Source organism: Enterococcus pallens ATCC BAA-351 (genome assembly GCF_000407485.1).
Taxonomy (GTDB): Bacteria; Bacillota; Bacilli; order Lactobacillales; family Enterococcaceae; genus Enterococcus_A; species Enterococcus_A pallens.
Genome location: NZ_ASWD01000001.1, coordinates 422,711 through 447,130, shown reverse-complemented (window position 1 = coordinate 447,130; position 24,420 = coordinate 422,711). Strand labels below are relative to the sequence as shown.

The following is a 24,420-nucleotide window of genomic DNA, read 5'->3' as shown; positions in this document are numbered from 1 at the left end:
GATGGAAAAAGTTTTGGAAATGAAGAATTTAAACATCTCCTTCGATACTTATGCCGGCAAAGTCAAAGCCATTCGCGGAGTGGATTTGGATCTGTATAAAGGAGAAACACTGGCTATCGTAGGCGAATCCGGCAGTGGGAAATCAGTTACTAGTCGCGCGATTATGCAGCTGCTGTCGGCCAATGCTAACATTGACCATGGAGAAATTATCTTCAAAAACGAAAATTTAGTCGATAAATCAGATAAAGAAATGCGCCGGATTCGCGGTAGGGAAATTGCCATGATTTTTCAGGACCCAATGACTTCCTTGGATCCGACAATGCCTATCGGAAAACAGGTGGCTGAATCTCTGCGCAAGCACAAGAAGGTTTCAAAAAAGGAAAGTATGGATGCAGCGTTAGAATTATTGGAGCTAGTCGGGATTCCTGATGCGCCAAAACGTTTGAAGAGTTATCCTCATCAATTTTCCGGCGGACAAAGGCAACGGATTGTAATTGCGATTGCCTTAATCTGTTATCCAGAAATTTTAATTGCGGATGAACCAACGACAGCTTTAGATGTGACGATTCAGGCGCAGATTTTAGAGCTGCTAAAAAATATCCAATCGAAAATGAACACCTCAATTATTTTTATTACCCATGATTTAGGCGTAGTAGCAAATGTGGCTGATCGGGTGGCCGTTATGTATGCTGGGAAGATTGTTGAAGTGGGAACTGCTGAGGAGATTTTCTATAATCCGCAACACCCATATACCTGGGGCTTGTTAGGATCAATGCCCACCTTGGATGATGCCAACGAACGATTGTTTGCCATTCCAGGCTCACCGCCGGATTTGCTGGACCCGCCTCAGGGAGATGCGTTTTATCCTCGCAATCCCTTTGCGCTGGAAATTGACACCCAAGAGGAGCCGCCCTTTTTCCACTTGTCGGAAACCCATAAGGCAGCAACCTGGCTGCTGGCACCGCAGGCTCCAACGGTTACTCCCCCGCAGGAAATTCTGCGCCGCTGGGAATTGTTTCAAAACCATCATGGCATACGGCTGCAAAAATGATTACCGCAGTTTCAAGGAGGAGGAATTAGGTTGGCAAAAGTCTTATTAGAAGTGAAGGGCTTGAAGCAGTCCTTTAATATAGGAAGAAAAAATGAAGTGAAGGCCGTAAACGATGTCAGCTTTCATATTAATGAAGGGGAAACATTTGGCCTAGTAGGTGAATCCGGCAGCGGAAAATCAACTACTGGACGTACGATTCTGCGCCTGAATCAGCCAACTGGCGGCGAAATTATTTACGATGGTCAGGATATTACTAAAATCAAGGGTAAAAAAGCCGAAACCGCCTTTCGCAAGGATGTGCAAATGATTTTCCAAGATCCCCATGCGTCATTAAATCCCCGTATGAAGGTGAAGGATATTATTGCTGAAGGGTTGGATGTTAACGGCCTAGTGGCATCTAAACAGGAACGGGATCAGCGGGTGAATCAGCTGCTGGAAACAGTCGGTTTGAATCCCAGCCATAGTTCCCGTTATCCTCATGAGTTTTCTGGGGGACAACGTCAAAGGATTGGCATTGCTCGGGCCTTAGCGGTAGATCCACGGTTTATCGTGTGTGATGAGCCGATTTCGGCCTTGGATGTGTCGATTCAGGCACAGGTGGTTAACTTGCTTCAGGATTTGCAGAAGTCTCATGGCTTAACGTATTTGTTTATTGCCCATGATTTGTCGATGGTGAAGCACATCAGTGACCGTATCGGCGTAATGTACAACGGCCACTTATTAGAGATGGGCAGCAGTGACGACATTTATCATTATGGGGTGCATCCATATACGGAAAGTCTGTTGTCAGCTATTCCATTGCCAGATCCAGCTTACGAACGTCAGCGGCAGCGGATTACTTATCAAGCTGACCCGCGCGACACAAAAGAGCGTCAGCTGCGAGAGGTAGCCCCGGGACACTTTGTCTATACTTCAGCAGACGAAGTTCCCTATTTTGCGAAAAAATTACAAAAGAAAAAAGCGGCTGCTAAGGCAGTCAGCTGAGTTTAAGACCAAAAGCGGCCGCTTTTGGTCTTTTGCCTGTCTTTTTGGTTTCTTTAAACAGTTATTTCCCTGGCAATTGTCTATTATGAACAACGTTTTCTTACTTAAAATCGATTAAGATAAAAGTAATAGTAGGAAAGAAGTGGATAATAATGGAAGAATTGAGAATAGAAAGACGTTTAATCATGACTCCCGGACCGGTGGGGATTGATCCGCGAGTATCTCAGGCGATGAGCTCCTCTATCTTAGGACAATTTGACCCTGATTTTACCAATATCATGAATCAAACGATGGAGATGATTCGCGCATCCTTCATGACAAAAAATAAATGGTCTTTTCCAATTGACGGGACTAGTCGAGCGGGAATTGAAGCTGTGATTGCTAGCATTGTTAAGCCAGGGGATAAAGTCTTAGTTCCCATCATTGGTCGTTTTGGTCAGCTGCTGGTTGAATTAGCGGAGCGCGCAGGTGGCGAGGTACACACAATCCAACGTCCAATGGGGGAAGTTTTTGATCAAGCAGAAATCATTGCTGCTTTGGATGAAATTCAGCCAAAGGTTTTGGCTTTGGTCCATGGAGAAACCTCTACTGGCCGGATGCAGCCGATGGATCAACTGGGTAAAGCGTGTAAAGAACGAGGAGTCTTCTCCGTTGTTGATGCTGTAGCAACCTATTTGGGTACGGTGATTCCGGTAGATGAATGGGAACTGGATGCAGTAATTGGCGGGGCACAAAAGTGTTTGTCGATTCCTTCGGGTATTACGCCGATTACCTTTAATGATCGTTTTGCGGAGGAAATTAATAAACGTAAACGAGTGGAAAGTGGTATCCGGACTGCCGAAGATGAGGCAGATAATCCCTTTATTACCAGTAATTATTTAGATTTAACTCAGCTGCAGGATTACTGGAGTGAGCGTCGCCTGAACCACCATACCGAAGCAACCGTTATGATGTATGCTTTGTATCAAGGCTTGCGTCTAGCTTTAGAAGAAGGGGTGGAGAAGCGAGCTCAGCGTCATGAATATCATCATACCGCTTTGAAAAAAGCTTTAAAAGCCTTGGGACTAACCATTTATAGTGACAATCATCATGAAATGAAGATGGTTACCTGCGTCGAAATCCCGGAAAACTTAGATGGAGAAGCCTTTCGCAGTGGTCTGTTAAAAGAGTATGGAGTAGAAATCGCCTCCTCTTTTGGTGCGCTGCACGGCAAGATTTGGCGCATTGGCACAATGGGCTATGTCGTCCAAAAAATGAATATCGTGACCTTTGTCACTATTTTCTCAGCTTATCTGGTGAATAGTGGTGTGAAAGGCCTAGACCCTAATGCAGCCTTGCGTACGTTGTTGACGTATTATGAAAAGGAAAGCTATTAAGTAGTCAATTGTAAGAGTATGGAAATCGCCCAGAAACGAGCCCTTTCCTGCTCTTTTTTTCTTTCTAGACAGGCAGTTTGTTCGAAAAGCACAAAGATTCTCTTCTTCTTTTAGCAAGTATGACCAATGTAGAAAACGGGTTAACCGCTTACAATAAAAGACGATAAAGGAAAGGAAAACTTCAGGTTGGCAGTCAGCTGGAAGACGACGGTCTTTCATCGGTAAAAACGCGCGTTCATTCTATTGCTTATAAGGATTCACTTCTCAATTTATCACGCAGCTTTGATACTAAGCAGCTTTTCTTAGATATCAGGCATTCGAACTGATTTGCAGTTAGGAGGAAGGGATATTGAAGAACGAAGATTACCAGGTTTCTCAAGAGGAAATCGCTCAATTTAAAGGGCGGGGCTACAACGAAGACATGCTTCCTAAAACTTTAGAGAAACGAAATATGGGTGTAAAGAATTATTTTACCCTTTGGATGGGTTCAGTGCACAACATTCCGAATTATACAGCGGTGGGAGGCTTTCTCTTTTTGGGATTATCGCCAATTAATGTGATGTTTGCTTTAGTCATCAGTGCACTGGTGGTCGCGTTATTTATGACAATGAATGGACGTGCCGGATCGAAATACGGCATTCCTTTTGCGCTTCACTTGCGCGCAACCTATGGTGATATTGGGGCCAAGCTTCCTGGGTTTCTGCGAGGCTGTGTTGCAGCAATCGCTTGGTTTGGCTTACAGAACTATACCGGTTCTTTGGCATTATTGGTTTTAATCGGCAAAGTTTGGCCCGGCTTTTTGGCTCTAGGAGGCGACGCCAGCTTTTTCGGAATTGGTATTCCTGGTTTAATCGCTTTTACACTTTTTTGGGCCTTGAACGTGTTGATCGGAATTGGCGGCGGCGACATGCTGAACAAATTTACCGCTATTTTAAGTCCCTTGATTTACATTGTGTTCGGTGGAATGGCTATTTGGGCCTTGCGGGTTGCGGGCGGAATTGGACCAATTTTGAACTTTGATACGACTGGTGCAACTCAAGCAATGAACCCTGTATTTGCTTACTTTATGATCATTAACTCGGTTTTAGCCGTTTGGGCTGCTCCAGGAGCCAGTGTTTCTGACTTTACTCAAAATGCAAAATCTACGAGAGATCAAACGGTTGGTCAAATGGCGAGCCTGCTGGTTGCGTACGTGATTTTTGCCTTCTCAAGTGTAGCTATTTTGATTGGCGGATCGATTCATTATGGTATTCAAGAATGGAACGTTTTGAATATCGTGGATCGTTGGGACAGCTTCCCGGCGATTATCGTAGCCATGACAGTGTTCTTACTGACAACGATTTCTACCAATGCAACGGGAAATATTATTCCAGCAGCCTACCAGCTGTGTGCGTTATTCCCGAAAAAAATGACCTATAAAAAAGGGGTTATTCTTGCTGGTTTAATCAGTTTTGTCATTATGCCTTGGAAGCTGATGGAAAATGCCGACAGTATCTTTATTTTCCTGAATTCAATTGGTGCCGTACTTGGCCCGGTTGCAGGTGTGATGATCGCTCACTACTTCTTTATTCGCAAACAAACAATTGATTTAAATGCCTTGTACATTGACCCAAAAGCCGATAATTCTAAAAATATTTATCGTGGAATTAATCGTCAAGCCTATATCGCTACAATTATTGCGTTGATTGTTTCCTTAAGCGGACAATTCATTCCCGCAATGCAAGCGATCTCTAACGTCTCTTGGCTGGTTGGCTTTGGCTGTGCATTTGCTATTTACCTTGGTTTGAAGAAATTAGGCTCTGCAGGAAAAACTGAAGAAGCCTTTGATTAAAAAAAGAGAGGATGAAAAAAGTATGAATCACGATTTAGTAATTAAGAACGGTCTGGTTATTTTAGAAAGCGGAGAAGTCAAAACAGATGTTGCAGTGAAGGATGGGGTTATTTCAGCTATTGGAGACGATTTAGCTGGCGAGAAAGTAATCGATGCTGCTGGTTTGGTTGTCAGTCCTGGGATGGTGGATGCCCATGTGCATATTACTGATCCGGGAGGCGGCTACCGCGACTTATGGGAAGGCTATGTAACCGGAACTGCTTCTTGTGCTAAAGGCGGCGTAACATCTTTCATGGAAATGCCGTTAAACCAAGTACCGGCGACCACCGACAAAGAAAGCTTGGAGATTAAGTACCAAGCTGGCGACAATAAATTACGTTCGGATGTGGGCTCCTTTGGCGGTCTGACTCCGTTAAACCTTGAAGGCGGTATTCAAGAATTAAATGACGGCGGCGTAGCAGCGTACAAATGCTTTATGGCTACCTGCGGGGATCGCACGATTGATGGCGACTTCATGAATGTGGATGACTACTCGTTATATGAAGGCATGAAGCAAATCGCTAAAACAGGCAAAGTGTTGGCAATTCATGCGGAAAACGCAGCAATCACCGACAAATTAGGGGATTTAGCCTACAAAAATGGTGAAACAACCTTGAAAGCTTACGTTGAAAGCCGACCAGTCTTTACCGAAGTGGAACCTATCCGCCGGGCGATTTTGTTCGCTAAAGAAACCGGCTGTCGCATTCACATCTGTCACGTGGCTTGTCCTGAAGGGGTAGAAGAAGTAACCAAAGCTCGGGCAGAAGGGGTGGATGTAACCTGCGAAACTTGCACGCATTACCTGTACTTCCATACTGATGAGCTGGATGCTATCGGGCCAGTAGTGAAATGCTCACCACCGATTCGCGACTTAGAAAACCGGGCAGCTATGTGGGACAAATTAATGGCAGGAGAAATTGCCTTTGTTACCTCGGATCACTCACCATGTACGCCCGATTTGAAGGATAAAGAAAATGCCTTCGAAGCGTGGGGCGGAATTTCAGGTGTACAAAACAACGTAGATGTGATGTATGACGAAGGGGTACAAAAACGCGGCATGTCTTTGAAGCAGTTCGCTGACATTATTGCGACGAATCCTGCTGACCGCTTTGGGTTAGATACTAAAGGCCGGATCAGCGTAGGCAAAGATGCTGACTTTGTATTAATCAAGCCAAATGCACCGTATACGTTGAAGGCAGAAGACTTAGAATACCGCAACAAAATCAGTCCCTACATTGGTCGTGAAATTGGCGCTCAGGTAGTAGAAACCATTTTACGGGGACAAAGTATCTACAGCCAAAGCGAAGGGGTAACAGCTGAGTTCCCTGGACAATTCATCAAAAAATAATAGCTAGATTGCTGGCAGCAATTTAATTGGTTTGGCTTCGCCCAAGCTGGCGAAGCCTTTTTAGATAAGGGAGGACGTAATAAATGGAAATCAATGAAAATAAGCGAGCTCCCTATTGGAAGCAGATCATTTTCATCTTAACTGCAGGCTGGATTGTTATCTGGATTTATCGGACGGTGCTAACCCCGATTTATCCCATCATTAGTAATTATTTTGGCGGGGCCACCGATGCTCAGCTGGGGAACATCTCCAGCTTTTATTTCTTAGGCTATGTCAGCATGCAGATTCCATCAGGGCTTTTAGTCGATCGCTTTGGTAAGAAAAAAATTATGATTCCCGGCTTTTTGCTGTTTGGATTAGGGACTTTATTTGTGGCAAGCGCCAGCAGCTTAACCGCGGTTTTTGCTGGGAGTGTCTTAGCCGGTTTAGGCTGCGGAACTTATTATGGTGTGGCTTACTCATTGACAACCGAGTATGTACCCGCCGATAAAAAAAGCTTGGCCACTGCGATTGTTAATAGCGGAACAGCTGTCGGCAGCGGCTTAGGCCTGGTTTCTTCCAGCTTCTTAGTCGGTGAGGGCGTTCTGCCTTGGCAGTACTTGCTGTTTGCCACAGTTGCTCTAATTGGGATTATGGTCATTATTTTTGGCAAATTTATCCGACCGGAGCAAAAAGACGTCAATCATAAAGCCGTCGAAACATCGAAAAGCAAAGGCTCCATCAAAGACTTGTTTAAACTGCCGATGATTGCTGCCTATATTCTCTATTTTTCGACCTTGTATACCTACTATTTAATCGATACTTGGCTGCCGAACTTTTTAGAAACGGAACGCGGGTTTCAAGGGACAGCGATTGGGCTGGCCTCGTCCCTGGTCTTTTTCACGGCTATTCCTGGGGCACTATTTTTTAGCCGAATTGCCGATAAGATTCCTACCAAAAAAACCACGATTATTATCATTTTAGAAATCTTGGCAGCTGGTATGCTGTTCTTCACCATTACCACCTCCAACCAAATGCTGTTGGTTTTTGGGATTATGGCGTATGGGTTCTTTGGTAAGCTGGCCGTGGAGCCGATTATCATTTCCTGGCTGGGACAGTTTGCGCCTAAAAAGAGTATTGCGACGACTTATGGTGTGTTTAATTTCTTTGGAATGTCGGCATCGGTTATCGTGCCATCGGTTACTGGTTTTATCTCGGATGCCACCGGGACTAAAGTTTATGCATTTTATCTAGCGATTGGCATTATTTTAGCCGGTACTTTGGTGTTCTATTTAATTAATAGATTTTGCCAGGAAAAGGCGACCAATGCTGTAGTAAACAATTCTAATTAATGCAGCCTAAAAACTCGAACAGGTTTCAGACTTTAAAGACTGATAACTGTTCGAGCTTTTTTGAGTAAATTTCCTTCTAATGGGCTTCCGGCTCAGATAGAAACAAGGCGACCCTCAGCTGCAAAGAAAATTCAGGATCGTTGATAGGTGTGTTGAATAATTCTTCGCATTTTTTTATTCGGTATTTCACTGTGTTGCGATGAATAAACAAAGCCTCAGCCGTTTTAGTGATTTCACACTGATTATCCAGATAGGTCATGATCGTGCGGCGCAGCTCAATGTCCAGCTGATTTTCAGGGTAAGCCAGATTCTTCAAGATGGAGATACAAAAGTAACGCAAATCCTCATCTGAAACATTCTCAGTAATGCGCTTAATTCCTTGAATCTTATTGTAGTAAACAAATTTATTCGAGCCCTCAGCTTCCTCAAGAGCATTTTTGCTTTCCTTGTAAGAAAAATGCAGCAGATCAATGTTATTAACTGGATCACCAATGCCAAAGCGAGTGTAAACACTAAAGAACTTGGCCAGATAATCATGAACCTCTTCAAGTATCGGTAAAATATCTTCCTTTTGCTGCACAATAAAGATCCATTGATTCAACTGTTCTGTAGGAAAAAGCATCATGCTCTTATATTTTTTTTCGACGTTGTCATAGAGATAATCATAAATTAAAGCATCTATTTCCTTGGAATAATATTGCTTGTTCATAGGAATGACAGCATGAATGTAGACGATTCGATAATAATTGGAGTTCAGCATGGGAAAATGCTTTTTATACTCCAGCCATTCGGCATCTTCAGTCAAGGTTAAATGATTCAGTAAATACGTCAGCAGGCTGCGCCGCTCCGCCCGTTTTTCATTTTTTAAGGTCTGTTCCTTGTATAAGGTTAGGGTCAGAACCGTCAAGGATTGCTGAATGGCGAATTGGGAGAAGGGATACGGCAGCTTTTCGGCTTCAAAAATCACCAGCATAAAGGGGAAATAGCGATCTGAGCCAATCGGAAAGACACTAATTAAGGTTTTTTCATCCTCAGCCAGCTCGAAGATAAAGCTTTCCTTTGCTTTGCGCTGCTGACAATCTTTGATTTTTTCCAGCAGGCTTTGAGTTTTCTGTTGGGAATTCAACAGATCGTAATTAGAAAACTGCAAGCTGGAGCAGGTAATCTGTCCAAAGGAATCCACTAAAATAATCGATTGCTTAATCATAGAGCTGAGCTGTTTGATCAAGGTATCCAGTGATGCACCACGAATCATTAGGTTAACAAATTTTTGTTGGATTTCTAAAGAAAAAAAGATTTGCTCCGTTTGATCCTTCCAAATGTAGCTTAAAAGCTTATGGGAGATATCTCCCAAGGTCATGCTCATGGGAATTTGAATAATTGGAAAAGATAATTCATTGGCAGTATCAATTACCCGTTGGTCTAAGGTTGGGAGGAAGCGGCCTACCTTAATCGCGATTCCGGCAGAAGACACACGGGCTAAGGAACGGATAAACTCGCATAAGCCCTCCACGTCATCTTGAAAGGCCATGGCAGTGGTTACCAGTAGGGCATTGCTGGGAATATAGTAACTGACATCCGGTGTTTCAGAAATTTCCACTGTATCTAAAGGACGCTCCAAATCAGCCCCTTCATTAATCAGCTGCAATTCGGAAAAACGTTGAATAGCTAGAATATGTTTTAATGTAGTCAAAAAGGTTCCCTCCTTGTTTTTTCAGCATTTTTAGTAGGTTATAAAGGAATTTCTGCGCTGACTGTTTTCAAAGTAGTAATGGTTTGCTGAATTTTCTCTTCCGTGGCTCGAATGGCGGGCATCGATACACTTAAGGTACAAATAATTTTCCCCTGGCTATCGCGAATCGGTACAGCGACACACTTAACGCCAATTTCACACTCTTCTTCATCTAGCGAATAACCTGCGTGCTGAATGTCAGAAATTTTTTGCTGAAGTGCTTCTTTAGTCGTCAGTGTATGTGCGGTTAACGCCAACAGTGGAGTCTCATCTAAGTAGCGAGTGAGTTCTTCAGAAGTCATAGCAGACAAATAAAGCTTACCTGCGCCAGTGCAATACAAAGGGGCTCGTTTACCGATTTTTTGAGTAACATTAAGCAGGTTATCGAGACTATCAATTGATTCAATGTAGACCAGCTCCTGGTTGTCACACAAGGAAAGACACGTAGCCTCTGCCAAGTGATTTGAAACCCTTTGCATAAATGGACGGATTAATTCGATCATATCATGGTAAATATCTGTATGATTGGTCAATAGCTGGAACTTGAGTGAGAGAGAATACTCACTGGTTCGAGAATTTTGCTGAATGTATCCCATGGTTTGCAGTGTATAAATCAGACGCAGAGCTGTTGCTTTAGGCAAACCGGTTTGCCTAGAAATCTCATTTAGCGGCAGTTCCGCACCGCTTTCTGCCATCATTTCAATAATGGCAAAAGCCTTTTGCAGCGAGTGATTCACTTTCATATGTTTTTCTTCCATATCGATAGACTCCTTGGAATTAATATTGTTCAATTGTTCACTATGAACAAATCGTAAAACGAGCTGCCAAAAAGAGACCGCTCTCATTGTTATGGTGATGAGCCCATGGTAACATACAATAAAATGAAACGCAATATCACATAGTGAAACGAAAGAGGGAGATTATATGAAAGCAGCAGAAGCAATTGTGCAAATTATGGTTAAAGAAGGAATCACCGATGCCTTTGGAATTCCAGGAGCAGGCATTAACCCCGTTTACAAATATTTAGAGGATGCGCCAATCGAGCATTTTTGTATGCGCCATGAAGAAGCCTGTATGCACGCCGCCGATGGTTACTATCGAGCCTCTCACAAAATCAGCGCTGCGCTTTGTACCTCTGGGCCTGGGGCAACCAACTTTGTTACCGGTCTTTATACTGCCAACATCGATTCAATTCCGGTGCTGGCGATTACCGGACAGGCCAATACGTGGCAAATGGAGCAGGATGCTTTCCAATGTGTAGATATGGAAAGTATCGCGGCAACGGTTTGTAAAAAAGTATTTTGCATTAAGGATGCAGCGAAAACCCCTGAAATTATGAAGGAAGCTTTCTACCTGATGCGTTCTGGCAAACCAGGACCAGTTTTGCTGGACCTGCCTTTAGACATTCAGCAAACGGAAATAGATTTTGAGATTGACAGCTATGAGCCAGCAACAGTTGAAACACCAGAAGCTGATCAAGCCCAAATCAAGACCGCTATCGATATGCTGGCTGCTGCCAAAGCACCGATCTTCATCATGGGCGGTGGTGTTATCTTGTCGAAGGCTGAAAAAGAACTGCTTCAATTGGCAGAAATGCTGGAAATACCCATCATTACTACCTACATGGCCAAAGGCGGTGTACCGGTGGAGCATCCATTGAATGCAGGACATGCTGGCATTCAAGTAGGCCAGCCGATTGGAAACAAGTATTTCTTAGATTCCGATCTGGTTATCGGCATTGGCAATCGCTTCACTGATCGTCATACCGGTAATCTAGAGGTTTATCGCAAGGATCGTCAATTTATTCATATTGATATTGAAGCGAAACAAATCGGTAAAGTGTTTGAGCCGGATTTGGGTATTGTTGCTGATGCAAAAAAAGCTATCCAAGCATTAACTGCAGAAGCAAAAGCGCGTAATTTGGGGCCAATCAATCCTCAGCGTGCCGCTGATCTGCCGCAAACACGTCAGGAACTAGCTCGCAAAACTGATTTTGAAGGTACTCCGATGATGCCGCATCGGGTATTCCATGAAATGAATGCCGCCTTTGATGCAAATACAATGTTTACTGCCGGCTGCGGAATCACTCAGATTTGGAGTGGACAGTTGCAGGAAATTGACCGTCCTAGAAGATATCTGCCATCCGGTGGTGCGGGTACACTGGGCTATGAAGTACCAGCAGCCTTTGGGGCAAAGGTGGCAGATCCCGAAGCACAATCGGTAACTGTGTTGGGAGACTTTGGATTTACCTTCATGGGAGAAGAGATTGCTGTAGCGGCCGCCTTCAAGAAGCCGATTATCGTAATTATCGTGAACAATGCTTACCTTGGCTTGATTCGTCAAAATCAAAAGGGAGCTTACGGCTTTGAGTATGCGGTAGATATGCCTTACAACCAAGACGGCACGATGGATTACATTAAGGTAGCAGAAGGCTTTGGCTGCCAAGGGGAGCGGGTCTTCACGCCAGATGAGTTGAAGGCCGCCATCAAACGAGCGCAAACTTCCGGTCGAACCTACGTGATTGATGCAATTTGTGTACCAGAGCAATTGTGCGATATGGGGACAGCCTTAGACAATGTAAAATCCTTTGTAAGTGCTGACCAGGTGTAATAAAACGGAGCTTTTCTTCCTAAACGAAGAACAGATTTCCTTCGTTTAGGAAGTCAAAAAAATATACAGAAAAGAGTGAGTGAGATGCGCGAAAGTATTCATAAATATTTTGATATGGGCTTAATTCAATGGATGAGCTATCCACCGCAACGCTACGATATGCTGGAAAGTGTCACCAAGGTTGCGCAGGATTCCTTCTTCAATGCAATTGAGATGACCCAAATTCCTGATGACGATCACCGAGCAGCGGCACGAGATTTATTGGCACAAAGCCACATGCGCGTTTGCTATGGCGCACAGCCACGGTTATTAGGACCAGGCTTGAATCCTAACGCTTTAAACGAAGAAGATCGAGTGCTGGCTGAGAAAACTTTATTGGAAGCAATCGATGAAGCAGATTATCTGGGCGCAAAAGGAATTGCCTTTTTAGCGGGCAAATGGAAGGAAGATACGAAAGAAGAAGCCTATCAGCAGTTGTTGAAAACCACCCGCAACCTGTGCTCCTATGCAGCGAAAAAGGATATGATGGTGGAGCTGGAAATTTTTGATTATGACATGGATAAATGTTCCTTGATTGGACCGGCACCTTTAGCCGCACGTTTTGCTGGGGATGTTCGCTTGACCCACAATAATTTTGGCTTGATTGTCGATTTGTCGCATTTCCCAACTACCTATGAAACGAGCAAATATGTCATTCAATGCACGAAGCCTTATATTACCCATTTGCATATTGGCAATAATGTGGTCAAGGATGGCTGTGAATGCTATGGGGATTTGCATCCTCGTTTTGGTTATCCTGACAGTGCCAACGATGTGCCGGAATTATTAGACTTCTTCCAAGTGTTGAAAAATGAAGGGTTCCTTGATGCACGTGATCCGATGGTTTTGTCCTTTGAAGTACAGCCGCGGCCTCACGAAGATGCAGATATTATTGTTGCCAATACAAAGCGCGTGATTGAACGTGCTTGGTCACTGTTAGAAGAGTAGAAAGGATGACAACGATGAAAATTGTAGTATTAGATGGCTATACTGAAAACCCAGGCGACTTGAGCTGGAAGGGCTTGGAGCAGCTAGGAGAAGTCACGGTTTATGACCGGACACCGCAGGAAAAAGTTCTGTCGCGCATCGGGGACGCCGAGATTGTTCTCGTTAACAAGGTGCAATTAAGCAGAGAAATTTTAGAACAAGCACCTGCGATCCAATATGTAGGGGTCTTAGCAACAGGCTACAACGTAGTAGATGTGGATGCAGCTAAGGCATTAGGCATTGTAGTTACCAATATCCCAACATATGGTACTGACACTGTAGCACAATATGCTATTGCTTTGCTGCTGGAGCTTTGTCATCAAATCGGTGCCCATTCTGACTCTGTAAAGCGTGGTGATTGGACTAATAATTTGGACTGGTGCTATTGGAATTCACCGCAAATGGAATTGGCCAATAAAACCATGGGCATCGTCGGATTTGGCCGCATTGGTCAAAAGGTCGGTCAAATTGCTCAAGCGCTAGGCATGAAGGTGATTGCCAACGATAAAGGTATTAAAGCCGATACCCTAGCCGGAGCAAAAATGGTCAGCTTGGATGAATTATATGCTGAAGCTGACGTGATTTCGCTGCATTGCCCATTGTTCTCAGATACAGAGGGAATGATTAATCAGGAATCCATCGCCAAAATGAAGGATGGTGTGCTGATTATCAACGATTCTCGTGGTCAGCTAGTGAACGAAGCAGATCTGAAAGCCGGCTTAAACTCAGGAAAAGTTGGCGGAGCCGCAGTTGATGTGGTGTCCACCGAACCGATTCAAATGGACAATCCTTTGTTGAAAGCCAAAAATATTATTATTACCCCGCACATGGCCTGGGCATCGCGGGAATCACGCGCCCGTCTGATGGAGATTGCCGTAGAAAACGTGAAGAAATTCCAGCAGGGGACTCCAGAAAATGTAGTCAATCCTTAAAATATAGGAGGAATTTCAATGAACATTTTAGTTGCCATGGATTCCTTTAAAGGCAGCGTCACTTCATTAGAAGCTGGCGCTGCTGTCCAGCAAGGGATAAAGCAAGCCGGTCTGAAAGCTGAAATAACCATTTTGCCAGTGGCAGATGGCGGAGAAGGAACAATTGAGGCCTTTGTCCATCAAACGGATGGAGAAATTCAACAGTTGCCGGTTACTGGTCCGCTGGGTGAGCCTGTTGAAGCCGCTTATGGCATCATTAAGGACCAAGCAATTTTAGAGGTGGCGGAAACTTCCGGCATTACACTGGTCAAAAAAGCTGATTTAAATCCTTGGAAAGCAACCAGCTATGGGTTAGGAGAATTGATCCAGCAGCTGATCAAAAAAGGTCAACGGAAATTCATTATTGGTTTGGGGGGCAGTGCTACTAATGATGGGGGGCTTGGGATGCTGCAGGCGTTAGGCTATCGCTTTATTCAGGCTGACGGTTCGGAAATTGGTCGCAATATTTGTGAATTAAAACACATGGTTGGGATTGATGCTAGCCAGGTATTGCCGGAAATCCAGGAGTGCCAGTTCACGATTGCCAGTGATGTAACCAATCCTTTAAATGGGCAACAAGGTGCTACGGCGATTTTCGGACCGCAAAAAGGAGTAAAGTCCCATGAAATCAAAGAAATTGATCAGCTGTTGAAGCGTTTTGCTGCAATTACGGCTGACTATTTGCAACGGGACATGGCTACGACCCCAGGCTCTGGAGCTGCAGGCGGACTGGGCTTTGCCATTTTAGCTTATTTAAACGGTGAAATCCAACCCGGCTTTCAATTGCTAGCCCAAAAGAAACAGCTGGCAGAAAAAATTCGGGCGGCGGATTTACTCATCACAGGTGAAGGCCGCTTAGATGCCCAATCAGTAATGGGGAAAGTGCCTTCTGCCTTAGCCAAATGGGCACAAACTGAACAAAAGCCGCTTGTTGCCATTGCCGGTAGTGTTTCTGATGATGCAGGACAATGCAACGATTACGGAATTGATGCCTTTTTTCCAATTATTCGCCAAATTGCCTCCGAAGAAGAAACCTTAAAGAAAGCAACAACTCTTGAAAGTATTCGCCAAACAGCTGAGCAGCTGTTCCGTTTCTATCAAAAAATACAGTGAAAGAAGGTAAAATCGATGTCAAAATCAAAAATTGAAGAACGCTTGTTTAAAATTAGTGAACTAGCCTGTTTTGATCCCAATGAAGGAAAGAAATCCTTCTTTTATGAAACCGATAAAACTGCAGGAGCGCTATGGTGTCTAGAGCCTGGTCAATCTGTTTTTAAGCATTCTCATACAACCTCCGACGATCTATGGATCTGTGTACAGGGAACTGGTACGTTTTATCCTGGTCATGATGAGGAAGTAGAGATCACTAAAGGCGATTTAATTATTTCTCGTCCTGGCGAGCAGCACGGCATGAAAAATACTGGAGATGAACGTTTTGTTTTTGTAGGCGTAGCCGGGCCTCATCCAATGGATTTGATTGTACACGATTAAGCTGGAGAAAATTCCAGCTTTTTTTTTGAGGAAAAAAATTTCAAGAAATTGTTGACAGATCCGATTTTACCACGTATGATGCATACAGATACCAGTGGTATGTAAGAGGTGAGGAAAATGGCGAGAGGAAGAAATCCAGAACAAACGCGTCAGAAAATATTAGATGTGGCGGAGAAGCTTTTTCTAGAAAAAGGCTACGATGATACTTCTATCCAAGATATCATTAATGGTTTAGGAGGAATGACTAAGGGTGTCATTTATCATCATTTCCACTCTAAGTTTGATATTTTGCAAACCTTGATGGCTGACGCTGGAGAATCGACTACTTTTAGTGAGTGGCAGGGAGACAATGGACTGGAGAAGCTGCAAAATTCATTAAAGGAATCTATAAATGCTCATAAAAAGCAATCCATTGGTTATTCAGCAGCTGTTGCGTTGCGCAGTCCGCGTATTTTAGGAGAGCAATACCTGCAAGTATTTGAAGAGTACACGCCGGAAATAGCTAAGATTGTCCAGGAAGGAATCCAAGACGGTTCCATTCGAACTGAATTTCCTGAAGAAGTTGCGGAGCTGACGCTGATTACTATGAACCTATGGCTGGGCTTTCAGATCAGTGTACTGACAGAGGCTGAGGCGAGAAGGAAAATGCAGTTTTTTAAACAATTATTTGAAGGAATCGGGGTACCCTTGATTACCGATGAGTTATTAGAAGACAGCTACAAATTATTTGCTTTGTTGAAAAAAGGATAGTCGGAGCATCGACTATTTTTTTCAAGATATACATACCGGTGGTAGGTAATTTTTTTTAGCCTAATACATACCGCTAGTATGCAAAATGAGAGGAAGTTTTATTATGGAAAAGGTCGTTACTATTACACGGTTAGAAAAAAATTATGGCACCAAGAGTGTCTTGAAAGGAATAGACTTAACGGTTGATCAAGGAGAGATTTTTGTTTTACTCGGAAAAAATGGTGCTGGAAAGTCCACGCTTTTTAAAGTTTTAACAGGACTAGCAATAAAAACTAACGGCAGCTTTCAGTTCTTTGACAAAGATTATGACCGGCAAATTGATAGCAGGAAGATCGGCTTCAATATCAATGACCCCGTATTTTATGAGAATTTAAGCGGCAGAGAAAACTTAATTATTCATTGTGCTTATATGCAGATTTCGAATGTAAACGTAGATTACTGGCTGAACCAAATGGGCTTGGAAATTAATGATATACCAGTCAAAACTTATTCCACCGGCATGCGGCAGCGCTTGGCTTTAGCTCGGTGCCTGGTTCATGATCCTGCACTAGTAATTATCGATGAACCGTTAAATGGACTTGATCCGAAGGGGATTCGTGAATTTCGTCAACTGATCGAGCAAATTGTGGAGATGAACAAAACAGTAATTATGTCCAGCCATATTTTAGCTGAGGTTGAAGCTATTGCTACACGGATTGCAGTAATTTCCAATGGAGAAATTGTTTTAAATCAAACGAAGCGTCAGCTGATGGCTGAACATGGAAGTAATTTTGAGGATTACTTAATTGAAAAAATGGAGGGAAACTAAAATGAGCCTAATAAAAATTGAACGTCAGAAGAGATCACTAAAACCCTATTTGTTGACAGCAGGAATCATTCCGTTGGTTTCTCTAATGCTGGTTTACTTAATTGCCATAGTTTCCAGTCAGCCGATACCAGCCCCTGTTCCAAGCGGTCAGGACATAAGCAGCTATCAGTTTTTCTATCAAATTTCCTTTATTGCGAATGTAGCCGGCTATGTCATGTTGGGAGCAGCCATGTTGATCAAATATGTGATGGAAGCTTATTCAGAACGTAATATCTATTTAACGCTGGGCTATCCAATGTCGCGTAAAAAAGTGTTCTTCAGCAAGTTGTTACTGTGCTTATCCGTTATCGGACCAGGAGTATTTATTAGTATTTTTGTAACAAATACATTGTTCTTTATTTCAGAGTCCGTTTACCAATTGGCAGATGACACGTTGAATTTCCAACATGTATTGGATCAGCTGCCATTAATGCTGACTGCGGTTGTTTTGGTTATTTCCATTTGTTTAATTGCTTTATTCATTGGTTGGTTGAGAAATTCAATTCCTTTGGTCATCATTTCAGCAGTACTGCTGTTCAGTATTCCAAGTAATTTAATGTCTAGCGGTAATATTTTTATTATTATGCCACTAACAGTCTTCTTATTTATTTTTAGTCTAATCATTGTGGCTTTATTGAACAATAAAGTTTCCCGCTTGGAGGCTTAGCAGAATGAAAGATAAAAATTTTCTGTTATTGGTGGGTAGTCAGCTGTTCTCAGTTCTGGGAACCACGATTATTCAATTTGTGATTTCGCTTTATGTGCTGGATATTACTCAGTCAGCTTTGTTGTTTAGTATCATTACTGCCTTGTCGATTGTGGGCAAACTGATTTGTTTACCCTTCTGTGGGATTCTGGCTGACCGCTTGTCTAAAAAGCGTTTGATGATCATGATGGATTCCTTATATGTAGGCTTTTCAGTCGCATTACTATTGGCAACAAGACTTGAAAATGTGTTGCCAATGATTGGAGTCTTGACCGTTTTGATGGGCATGGTCTCAGCCTTTGAAACCCCGGTGGTTCAATCGGCTATCCCGTTAATTTGCCAGCAAGAGGATATTCCCAAAGCCAATGGAATTATTAGTTCAATTGGTATGCTGGGAAATATTATTGGACCGGTTGTGGCTGGAATGATCTATCGCTTTGATGCAGTTTATCCTATTTTCTTAATTTGTGGGTCTTTATTTGTGGTAGCAATCGGTTGTGAAATTGCCTTGTATATTCCCATCTTGCCGCAAAAAACAGGGACTCAACGGGTGGGCGAGATAGTTGTTGGCGATTTGCTGGAAGTGGTAGGCTATTTAAAAAATGAGTTGACTATTGTCAAAATCGGCTTAGTGGCTTTCTTGCTGAATTTGTTCATCTCTTCCTTTATTCAAGTGATGATCCCCTTTATCGCGCGAGTTCAGATTGGTATCAGCGAGGAACAATTTGGGTTAATGAATACGTTCTTTGCACTGGGAAGTTTAGTAGGAACCTTGCTGTATAGTGCTTTTGCTAATCGTCTCTCCAACAATAGTATTTTTAAAGGCTTGATTGGTATGAGCTTGCTTTTCTTGGGATTAACTGTGCCCCTAGGACTAATGCCTAGTGGTTTGCCAGCTTTTTGGATTATGGTAGCTTTAGTGACGATTCTTTTGGGAACTGTTACGCTAGTCTCTGTTCAGCTGATTGTTTATATTCAATTGATAACTAAGCAGGCTTTGCTGGGACGTGTGATGTCTTTTATTATGATTATTTCAACTTTGGCAGTACCTTTAGGACAGCTGATGTATGGTGTTTTAGGAGATCAGCTGGGAAGAAACAACCTGTTGATATTAATCATAGCTCTAACAGGTATTACGCTAGGTATTTCTTGGTATTCTCGAAATATTTTTCAACAAATGAAAACACAATTGGCTCAATTAAAGAGTGAGTAGTCAAGAAGCTGATTCCACTGTGGGATCGGCTTTTTGTTTGTTTTGGACATACGTGATTTTAGCTGGTTCAAAAGGCTGATTTGGTGTTTTTTTGCCGTTGTTCAAAAGTGACAAAAAGCAACTAGCTTTTTATTTGCTTTAACTAGTGCTTGAGAAGTTAAGAACGCTTACAATTGAGATAACTTAAACAGACAAAGGAGCAAATAAAAGATGGATCATTTAGCAATGCAAGTAGAAGAAAGCATTAACTGGTTATCAAGTATTGGTGCAGATCCTGCTGGCGGTATTAGTCGACTGTTGTACGATGACAATTGGTTAATTGCTCAAAAAGGCTTGGAAGAAAGATTTCAGCAAATTGGGCTGCAAACTTCCTTTGATGAAGTAGGGAACTTGTTTGGGCGCGTAGAAGGCAGCAAATATCCAGGTGAAACAATTATGTCAGGCTCTCACGTCGATACCGTTGTGAACGGGGGCAGCTTGGATGGACAATTTGGAATTATTGCGGCCTACTTAGCCGCTAAATATTTATTGGAAACGTATGGACAGCCGTTACGCAGCTTGGAAGTTATCTCCATGGCTGAAGAAGAAGGCAGCCGCTTTCCTTATGCTTTTTGGGGAAGTAAAAATATCTGGGGCTTAGCTAAAAAAGAAGAAGTAATTGAAGCAGCAGATGCAGAGGGAATTGCTTTTGTGGATGCAATGCGCAAATCCGGCTTCGATTTTCGATCAGACGCGGATATTCGTCAGGATATTAAGGCTTTTGTGGAAATTCATATTGAACAAGGAAATGTACTAGAAACCATCGGTAAACCAATCGGTATTGTTAATAGCATCGTTGGACAAAAACGCTATACCATAAAATTAAGCGGAGAAGCCAATCATGCTGGTACGACACCCATGTCCTATCGTAAAGATGCCATTTACGGCTACAGCAAAATTGTCAGCCACGCTATTGAAAAAGCGAATCAGGCAGGTGATCCGCTGGTACTCACCTTCGGCCATGTTGAGGTGGTACCAAACACGGTGAATGTAGTTCCAGGACAGGTTACATTTACGATGGATTGCCGCCATACAGATGCAGAATTTTTACAAAGCTTTACTAAAGAGCTGGAAGCAGACATGCAAGCGACAGCTGCTGAGCAGGGCTTAACAATTGAGATCGATCTCTGGATGGATGAACAGCCGGTTCCAATGTCTGATGAAATTGTGCAGGCATTAATTGCGGCCTGCAATGAAAATAAATTAGATTACAAGCTGATGCACAGCGGCGCAGGACACGATTCGCAAATTTTTGCCCAATTTGTACCCACCGCCATGCTGTTTGTTCCAAGCATTGCCGGTATCAGTCACAATCCGGCTGAAGCGACGGAGCTGTCAGATTTGGTTGAAGGTGTGAAGGCCTTAATCGTTTCATTATACAAATTAGCATACGAAGATTAAGTAGAGAAAGCAGGGAAAATAATGGGTTATCGCACAAAACAAACGGGTTATCCTAATGAACTATTGGCTTCAAGAGCCATTGTCCAACGAGGAAATTTTGCATTGATTCCACCCAAGGGTTTGGTTAAAAATATCATACCAGGATTTGAGGATTGTGAAATCAGTATTTTAGCCTCGCCAAAATTAGGTGCAACCTTTGTAGACTACAGCTGTACCGTACTGCCTGGTGGGAAAAACGAAATGGGCTTTGGCGAAGAGGGCATTGAGAGCTTTTTATATGTCATTGAGGGAACGCTGCAAACTAGGGTAGGAGAGGACAGCTTTTGTTTAGAAGCAGGCGGTTATGTTTATGCACCACCGACTAAGAAAATTTATTTCCGTAACGAAACCAATGAAAATGTCGAAATCTTTTTATACAAGAAACGCTATCAGCCTCTTGGGGAGCTTGAGCCGTATACCGTAGTAAGTAATGTCAATCAATTAGAAGCCGAAGATTACGAGGGCATGACTGATGTCCATTTGACCAATCTTTTACCAGCAGGGCTGGAATTCGATATGAACTTTCATATTTTGGCCTTTGATCCCGGTGCTTCTCATGGCTATATCGAAACCCATGTTCAAGAACATGGGGCAATTATTTTAACCGGCGAAGGTCTTTATAACTTAGACAATCACTGGATCCCAGTGGAAACTGGTGATTACATTTTTATGGGTGCCTATAGCTTGCAGGCTGGGTATTCAGTTGGAAGAGAACGTCCCTTTAGTTATCTTTATTCAAAGGATTGCAACCGGGATGTGACACTATAGGAGGGAAAATTTATGACTGAGACAATAATTCGGATTCCTTCTCAGGAGCTGGAAGAATTGATTGCTCAAAAGTTAATCGCTGCTGGGTTAAGAGAAGACTTTGCCGAAGAAATGGCGGAGCATTTGACTTACGCAGATCGACGGGGCATTCATTCTCATGGAGCTGTTCGGGTGGAATACTATGCCGAACGAATTGCTAAAGGAGGACTGACCATTGACCCAGTCTGCCGCTTTGAACAAACGGGCCCTTCCTGCGGCATCTATCATGGCGATAATACGGTGGGCCATGTAGTTGCTAAGCGAGGAATGGAGGAAGCAATTGCTTTAGCAAAGGAAACCGGTATCGGCGTTGTCGGCATTAAACGGATGGGACATAGTGGTGCTCTTTCTTATTATGTAGATTTGGCAGCACGCCAAGAGATGGTGGCCTTATCCTTTTGTCAATCCGATCCCATGGTTGTTCCCTTTGGCGGAGCGGAATATTATTTTGGTACCAATCCCATAGCTTTTGCAGCACCCACCAACAATGAACGGCCGATTGTTTTTGATATGGCGACTACAGTTCAGGCTTGGGGCAAGGTATTGGATGCCCGTTCGAAAAACAATGCCATTCCTAACGATTGGGCAGTGGATGAACTAGGAAATCCCACTACTGACCCCTATGCTGTGAAGGGCTTGCTGCCAATCGCAGGACCAAAGGGTTACGGCTTAATGATGATGGTAGATATTTTGTCAGGTGCTTTATTAGGACTTCCCATCGGCAAGCATGTCAGCTCCATGTATGAGGACATGACAGCCAAACGTAATCTAGGACACTTGCACATCGTAATTAACCCGGCTCATTTCACTAATCCGGCTGATTTCAAAAACCAGCTGTCGCAAATGATTGATGAGCTTCATCAGATTAAACCTAGACACGGTTTCGAGGAAGTTTTATATCCCGGTGAGCTTTCTGAGCGTAAGGCTTTGGAAAATGAGGCCAGCGGAATCCCAATCGCCAAACAGGTGTATGACTATTTAATCAGTGATACGGTTCATCATAATCACTATGAAAACGCCAACGCATTCGCCGAAAAATAAAGGAATAGTGGAGGAGAAAAATGTTACAAACAATCATTAAGCACAACAGCTACCAGGATTCAGTTGTTTTGATGCTGTTAACCAGTAAAATTAATCAGCTTCCTGAGGTGAGCCGAGTATCCATTATGATGGGCACCCCAGCCAATAAAGACATTTTTATTGCCAGCGGCTTTGAGACAGCCGAATTAGCTGAAGCTTCGGCTAATGACATGGTTATCATGTTAGACATGGCAGATGAGAGCCAGACTGAAACGATTTTGACTCAAATTGACGAAATGATCGCTAGCCAAAGTGAAGGATCGGATCAGCAAACAGAAGAAAAAATTACCAGCTGGAAAGCAGCTGTGAAAAAGGCACCCGAGGCTAAGGTTGCGTTATTTTCAATTCCTGGCAGCTATGTGGCTTTAGAAGTTGAGAAGGCTTTGGATTTAGGGCTGCATGCCTTTGTTTTCAGTGACAATGTACCAATTGAAGACGAAGTTCGCCTAAAGCAAAAAGCCCATGAAAAAGGCTTAATTGTGATGGGGCCCGATTGTGGTACTGGTATTATTCATTCGATTCCATTAGCTTTTACCAACAATATTCGAGCTGGTAAGGTAGGCATTGTAGGGGCTTCCGGGACAGGTATCCAAGAGGTCAGTACGTTGATTCATCGATACGGTGGCGGAGTTACCAATGCGATCGGTACCGGTGGTCGTGATTTGTCTTCGGCGGTGGGAGCAATCTCCATGATTGACGGTATTTTAGCCTTAAATGAAGACGAAAATACGGAAGTCATTACGATTATTTCCAAGCCGCCAGCGAAAGAAATCGAAGAAAAGGTCATGGCCTTACTGCGGAACATTCAAAAGCCGATCGTGACGATTTTCTTAGGCGTTGATCCTGATTATCATGAGGAAGACTTGTATCATGCGTTTACTTTAGATGAAGCGGCTCAATTATCGGCAAAGTTAGTCCAGCAGGAAGCCGCGATTTATCAGCCGGCGGAGGCATTACCAATTGGTATCTCTCTAACCGAGAAGCAAACAGGAATTCGCGGCTATTATTCTGGAGGCACCTTAGCGTATGAAGCGGCCTTCTTAATTGAAAAAGCTTTTGGAAAGCTAGGAGAATCACCAGAGGGCTATATGCTGAAAACAGATGAACATGAAATCATCGATTTAGGTGATGATCTTTATACGCAAGGCAAGCCCCATCCAATGATTGATCCTGAAAATCGGATGAACCTGCTGAAGGCGGTAGTGGAAGATGAAACGATCGCAGTTGTGATGTTTGATGTAGTGCTGGGCTATGGCGCCCATGGGAACATGGCTCAAGAATTTGCCAATGTTATCCCAGAGGTTCGGCAAGCTTTGAGTGCTCAGGATCGGGAAGTTGCCTTTGTAGCAACCGTTGTTGGAACCGAGCTGGACATTCAGAATTTTGAGCAGCAAAAACAAATTTTATTGGATGCAGGAGTGACAGTTTGCCAAAACAATGTGCAAATGGTTCAAACAGCCCTGCAGCTGATTGGCCAAACGATTGAATTAAAAGCCAAAGAAATTATTCCACGCAAAGCTTCTGATCAAGCAGTCGGCAAAGCGTCACCATCCTTAATGAGCTTACTGTCCAGCAAACCGGAAATTATCAATGTAGGCTTGCGGAGTTTTACAGACTCTGTGACTGAAAATAATGGAAAAGTTGTTCAATTTGACTGGCAGCCAAGTGCTGGCGGCGATGTGTATCTGCAAAAGGTTTTGCATTTTTTAGATACCCTGCAATTGAACGGCGCAAAGTAAGGAGAACAT

21 protein-coding genes are annotated in these 24,420 nt (G+C 43.3%); 19 read left to right on the top strand and 2 right to left on the bottom strand.

Annotated elements, in window-relative coordinates; all coding sequences use genetic code 11:
• Position 1: 1 nt before the first annotated feature.
• The 6 genes from I588_RS02180 to I588_RS02155 all read left to right on the top strand — a co-directional run bounded on the left by I588_RS02180 (position 2) and on the right by I588_RS02155 (position 7,960).
• The gene (locus I588_RS02180; RefSeq protein WP_010757302.1) at positions 2–1,051 is read left to right on the top strand and encodes an ABC transporter ATP-binding protein; all 1,050 of its coding nucleotides are present in this window, start codon (positions 2–4) and stop codon (positions 1,049–1,051) included.
• 30 nt (positions 1,052–1,081) lie between these two features.
• Positions 1,082–2,035: an ABC transporter ATP-binding protein gene (locus I588_RS02175; protein ID WP_010757301.1), complete on the top strand. Its 954-nt coding sequence runs from the start codon at positions 1,082–1,084 to the stop codon at positions 2,033–2,035.
• 152 nt (positions 2,036–2,187) lie between these two features.
• A complete protein-coding gene (locus I588_RS02170) occupies positions 2,188–3,411 on the top strand; it encodes a pyridoxal-phosphate-dependent aminotransferase family protein (RefSeq protein ID WP_010757300.1) in 1,224 nt (407 codons plus the stop codon).
• Between the two features lie 349 nt (positions 3,412–3,760).
• Positions 3,761–5,242, top strand: a complete 1,482-nt coding sequence (allW, locus tag I588_RS02165; protein WP_010757299.1) for an allantoin permease — start codon at positions 3,761–3,763, stop codon at positions 5,240–5,242.
• Complete coding sequence (gene allB, locus I588_RS02160; protein WP_281169981.1) at positions 5,238–6,629, top strand: allantoinase AllB; 1,392 nt, start codon at positions 5,238–5,240, stop codon at positions 6,627–6,629. Before allW ends, allB begins: the two co-directional genes overlap by 5 nt.
• An 83-nt stretch (positions 6,630–6,712) precedes the next feature.
• Entirely contained in the window at positions 6,713–7,960 is a 1,248-nt protein-coding gene (locus tag I588_RS02155) for an MFS transporter (protein WP_010757297.1), read from the top strand.
• Positions 7,961–8,036: 76 nt separating this feature from the next.
• On the opposite strand, the gene I588_RS02150 is transcribed toward I588_RS02155, so the two are convergent.
• Both I588_RS02150 and I588_RS02145 read right to left on the bottom strand, forming a co-directional pair.
• Entirely contained in the window at positions 8,037–9,653 is a 1,617-nt protein-coding gene (locus I588_RS02150) for a PucR family transcriptional regulator (protein WP_010757296.1), read from the bottom strand.
• Positions 9,654–9,691: 38 nt separating this feature from the next.
• Positions 9,692–10,450, bottom strand: a complete 759-nt coding sequence (locus I588_RS02145) for an IclR family transcriptional regulator (RefSeq protein ID WP_010757295.1) — start codon at positions 10,448–10,450, stop codon at positions 9,692–9,694.
• A gap of 166 nt (positions 10,451–10,616) precedes the next feature.
• Here I588_RS02145 and I588_RS02140 point away from each other — a divergent pair, with 166 nt between their 5' ends.
• From I588_RS02140 to fdrA, 13 genes are all read left to right on the top strand, one after another.
• Positions 10,617–12,302 (top strand): thiamine pyrophosphate-dependent enzyme, encoded by a 1,686-nt coding sequence (locus I588_RS02140; protein ID WP_010757294.1) that lies wholly within the window; start codon positions 10,617–10,619, stop codon positions 12,300–12,302.
• 84 nt (positions 12,303–12,386) lie between these two features.
• Positions 12,387–13,289, top strand: coding sequence for a sugar phosphate isomerase/epimerase family protein (locus tag I588_RS02135; RefSeq protein ID WP_010757293.1), 903 nt, complete (start codon positions 12,387–12,389; stop codon positions 13,287–13,289).
• Positions 13,290–13,303: 14 nt separating this feature from the next.
• Positions 13,304–14,260: a D-2-hydroxyacid dehydrogenase gene (locus I588_RS02130; protein WP_010757292.1), complete on the top strand. Its 957-nt coding sequence runs from the start codon at positions 13,304–13,306 to the stop codon at positions 14,258–14,260.
• A gap of 18 nt (positions 14,261–14,278) precedes the next feature.
• A complete protein-coding gene (locus tag I588_RS02125) occupies positions 14,279–15,412 on the top strand; it encodes a glycerate kinase (protein ID WP_010757291.1) in 1,134 nt (377 codons plus the stop codon).
• 15 nt (positions 15,413–15,427) lie between these two features.
• Positions 15,428–15,790, top strand: coding sequence for a cupin domain-containing protein (locus I588_RS02120; protein ID WP_010757290.1), 363 nt, complete (start codon positions 15,428–15,430; stop codon positions 15,788–15,790).
• A gap of 117 nt (positions 15,791–15,907) precedes the next feature.
• Positions 15,908–16,540, top strand: coding sequence for a TetR/AcrR family transcriptional regulator (locus I588_RS02115; RefSeq protein WP_010757289.1), 633 nt, complete (start codon positions 15,908–15,910; stop codon positions 16,538–16,540).
• Between the two features lie 103 nt (positions 16,541–16,643).
• Positions 16,644–17,348, top strand: coding sequence for an ABC transporter ATP-binding protein (locus tag I588_RS02110; RefSeq protein ID WP_010757288.1), 705 nt, complete (start codon positions 16,644–16,646; stop codon positions 17,346–17,348).
• Between the two features lies 1 nt (position 17,349).
• Positions 17,350–18,054: a hypothetical protein gene (locus I588_RS02105; RefSeq protein ID WP_010757287.1), complete on the top strand. Its 705-nt coding sequence runs from the start codon at positions 17,350–17,352 to the stop codon at positions 18,052–18,054.
• Positions 18,055–18,058: 4 nt separating this feature from the next.
• Positions 18,059–19,306, top strand: a complete 1,248-nt coding sequence (locus I588_RS02100; RefSeq protein ID WP_010757286.1) for an MFS transporter — start codon at positions 18,059–18,061, stop codon at positions 19,304–19,306.
• A 210-nt stretch (positions 19,307–19,516) separates the two neighbouring features.
• Positions 19,517–20,746 (top strand): allantoate deiminase, encoded by a 1,230-nt coding sequence (gene allC, locus I588_RS02095; RefSeq protein ID WP_010757285.1) that lies wholly within the window; start codon positions 19,517–19,519, stop codon positions 20,744–20,746.
• A gap of 21 nt (positions 20,747–20,767) precedes the next feature.
• Entirely contained in the window at positions 20,768–21,553 is a 786-nt protein-coding gene (gene allE / locus I588_RS02090; protein ID WP_010757284.1) for a (S)-ureidoglycine aminohydrolase, read from the top strand.
• Positions 21,554–21,565: 12 nt separating this feature from the next.
• Entirely contained in the window at positions 21,566–22,633 is a 1,068-nt protein-coding gene (gene allD / locus I588_RS02085) for an ureidoglycolate dehydrogenase (RefSeq protein WP_010757283.1), read from the top strand.
• Between the two features lie 20 nt (positions 22,634–22,653).
• A complete protein-coding gene (gene fdrA, locus I588_RS02080) occupies positions 22,654–24,411 on the top strand; it encodes an acyl-CoA synthetase FdrA (protein ID WP_010757282.1) in 1,758 nt (585 codons plus the stop codon).
• Positions 24,412–24,420: the final 9 nt, after the last annotated feature.